At 75.3% G+C, this 2,385-nt stretch carries 4 protein-coding genes; all 4 read right to left on the bottom strand.

Features of this window, described 5'->3' with window-relative positions; all coding sequences use genetic code 11:
* On the bottom strand, nt 1-935 hold a 935-nt coding region (locus DQW85_RS24325), incomplete at its 3' end, for a serine/threonine-protein kinase (RefSeq protein ID WP_162795327.1).
* Between the two features lie 10 nt (nt 936-945).
* Nucleotides 946-1,257, bottom strand: a complete 312-nt coding sequence (locus DQW85_RS24320) for an AzlD domain-containing protein (RefSeq protein WP_113702348.1) — start codon at nt 1,255-1,257, stop codon at nt 946-948.
* The gene (locus DQW85_RS24315; protein ID WP_113702347.1) at nt 1,254-1,916 is read right to left on the bottom strand and encodes an AzlC family ABC transporter permease; all 663 of its coding nucleotides are present in this window, start codon (nt 1,914-1,916) and stop codon (nt 1,254-1,256) included. The genes DQW85_RS24320 and DQW85_RS24315 overlap by 4 nt, the downstream gene beginning before the upstream one ends.
* 11 nt (nt 1,917-1,927) lie before the next feature.
* The coding region (locus tag DQW85_RS24310; protein WP_162795326.1) for a helix-turn-helix domain-containing protein at nt 1,928-2,385 on the bottom strand (458 nt) is incomplete at its 5' end.

Here is a 2,385-nt window from a genome sequence, read left to right as displayed (position 1 = left end):
GCCATGAGCGCGCCGACCGGCGACCGGCGGCCCGGCGGGGGCGGCTGAGGCGGTTCGGCGGTGGGGGCGGTGCGCTGAGGCGGGATGACCACCGGCGCGGTGGGTTCGGGCGTGCCGCCCGCCATGATCGCGTGCAGCCGCATCGCGGCCTCTTCCAGCGGCATGCGCTCGGCGGGGTTCTTGCGCAGCAGTCCGAGCAGGACCGGGGCGAGCACGCCCGCGCGGGCCAGCGGGGCTGGTTCGGCGTGCAGGACGGCCCCGAGCGTGGCCAGGGCGTTCGGGCGCCGGAAGGGGGAGTGGCCCTCGACGGCCACGTACAGGGTGACGCCGAGCGACCAGAGGTCCGACGCCGGGGACGCCTGCCCGCCCGCCGCCCGCTCCGGGGCGATGAACGCGGGCGTGCCGAGGAGGATCCCGGTCCGGGTGACCGGGGCGGCCTCGTCCTCGGTGGTGGCGATGCCGAAGTCCGTCAGCACCGCCCTGCCGTCGTCGGTGAGCAGCACGTTGTCGGGCTTGACGTCCCTGTGCAGCACGCCCGCCGCGTGCGCCGCGCGCAGCGCCTCCAGCACCTGCAGGCCGACCGCGGCGGCCCTGGCGGGCGGCATCGGCCCGTTCTCGCGCACCAGCTCGCCCAGCGTCCGGGAACGGACCAGCTGCATGACGATCCACGGGTGGCCGTGCTCCTCCAGCACGTCGTAGACGGCGGCGACGCCCGGGTGCGCGACCCGGCCCGCCGCCCGCGCCTCGCGGAAGGTGCGGCCGCTGAACACGTCCCGTTCGGCGCCCGTCAGGTCGGGCGGCGGGTGCACCTCCTTGACGGCGACGTCCCTGCCGAGAACTTCGTCATGGGCCTGCCAAACCGTCCCCATGCCGCCCTGGCCTATGGTCCTGAGCAGCCGATACCGGCCGCCGACCATTCCCGCTGATTCGGACATGCACCGGCGCCTACCCGAGAAGAACCCTAACAAGCGCGGTAATCAGCGCAGCAGCGGCCAATACCACCAAAAAGGGTGCGCGGAGCAGGAGGGCGACCACGGCCGCGCCGAGGCCGGCCGTACGCGCCGGGTCCAGGTGGATCTCCCCGTGCTCCGTGAACATCTGCACGGCGATCAGCGCCGCCAGCAGCGCGACCGGCACCAGCTCGGCGAAGCGGCTCATCACCGGATGGTCGAGGACCCGGCGCGGCGCCGCGAGCCCGGCCAGCTTGAGCGCGTAACAGCCGGCGCAGACCAGCGCGATCGCCCACCACAGCGTCATCGCGCCATCACCACCAGCACGGCCAGCGCCGCCAGCAGCACGGGCACGCCCGGCGGCAGGAACGGCGTGGCGGCCAGCGCGATGGCCGCGCCGCAGACGGCCAGCCACCTCAGCTCGGCGCTCTCGGCCAGGCGCGGCCACAGGATCGCCAGGAACGTCGCCGGCCCGACCACGTCCAGCCCCAGCACGCGCGGGTCGCCGAGGAACGACGTGCCCAGCGCGCCGCCGAGCGTGGTGACGTTCCAGGTGAGGTACAGGGTGACGAACGTGGCGGTGAAGCCGGTCCGCGCCGCCTGCGGGGTCGGCTGGGCGAGGGCGACGGCCGTGGTCTCGTCGATCACGCCCTGCGCCGTCACCAGCCTGCGCGGGCCGCTGACCCGCAGCAGGCCGGCCAGGCGCAGGCCGTACAGGGTGTTGCGGCCGCCCAGCAGGAGCGCGCCCGCGGCGGACGCGGCCAGGTCCCCGCCCGCGCCCACGGCTCCGGCGAGGGCGAACTGCGAGGCCCCGGTGAACGCCAGCAGGCTCAGCACGCACGCCTGCCCGATGCTCATTCCCGCGGTGACGGCCGCGGCGCCGAAGGCGAGCCCGGCCAGCCCCACGGCCAGGCCCACGCCCAGTCCGTCCCGTATGGCGGCGGAACGGTGTGGTGTCTGTCCCATACCATCCGAGGCTATGACCTGGGGGAACGGTCCGTCTTGTACGATCCTGCGGTCCGCTGGTAGGCGGCGGGCGGCACGCCCACGATGCGCTTGAAGTGCCGGTTCAGATGGGCCTGGTCGGTGAAGCCCACCTCGGCCGCCACCAGCGCCGGCCGCATCCCGGCCTCCAGGAGGCGGCGCGCCCGCCGCACCCGGAGCGAGGTGAGGTAGGCATGCGGCGGCAGGCCCGTCACGGCCTTGAACGCGCGCAGCAGCGGGAACGGCCGGGCCCGCACGGTCTCGGCCAGCCGGTCGAGTGACGGCGGGTCGAGCAGGCTCTCACCCAGCACCTCGATCGCCTCGCGGACCGCCCGCCTGCCCTCCGCCGGGGGCGTGGCCGGCGGGCGCGGCACCGCGTGGGAGGCCAGCAGGCGGGCGAACAGCGTGCGCGTCAGTGTGGAGGCCGCGAGGTCGTCGCCGTGCTCGGCCG

Source organism: Nonomuraea lactucae, assembly GCF_003313395.1.
Lineage (GTDB): Bacteria > Actinomycetota > Actinomycetes > Streptosporangiales > Streptosporangiaceae > Nonomuraea > Nonomuraea lactucae.
Note: the sequence above shows the minus strand (reverse complement) of the source record. Positions and strands in the feature narration are given on the sequence as shown.

Coding starts and splice junctions, on each gene's coding strand:
- DQW85_RS24320 (WP_113702348.1), bottom strand. CDS start 1,257: ATGACGCTGTGGTGGGCGATCGCGCTGGTCTGCGCCGGCTGTTACGCG.
- DQW85_RS24315 (WP_113702347.1), bottom strand. CDS start 1,916: ATGGGACAGACACCACACCGTTCCGCCGCCATACGGGACGGACTGGGC.